The sequence below is a fragment of the Acinetobacter sp. S4397-1 genome (assembly GCF_024129285.1).
In the GTDB taxonomy this organism is placed as follows: Bacteria; Pseudomonadota; Gammaproteobacteria; order Pseudomonadales; family Moraxellaceae; genus Acinetobacter; species Acinetobacter lwoffii_C.
Genome location: NZ_JAMXXZ010000108.1, coordinates 1 through 213 on the forward strand (window position 1 = coordinate 1; position 213 = coordinate 213).

At 46.5% G+C, this 213-nt stretch carries 1 tRNA gene; it reads right to left on the reverse strand.

The window, feature by feature from the left end:
• Nucleotides 1–122: 122 nt before the first annotated feature.
• Nucleotides 123–199: transfer RNA gene (locus tag NI467_RS14720), tRNA-Ile, on the reverse strand.
• Nucleotides 200–213 lie beyond the last annotated feature (14 nt).

Consider the following 213-nt stretch of genomic DNA (forward strand, 5'->3'; position numbering starts at 1 on the left):
ACTCCTGACCTCCTGCGTGCAAAGCAGGCGCTCTACCAACTAAGCTAAGTCCCCAGCTTATCATTTAGATTTAATGTTTCTGATTCTCTGTCTTACTCTGCAATTGCTTGCTTCGTCAGTAGTGGTGGGTCTGACAAGACTTGAACTTGTGACCCCACGCTTATCAAGCGTGTGCTCTAACCAACTGAGCTACAGACCCTCAGATACATCAAT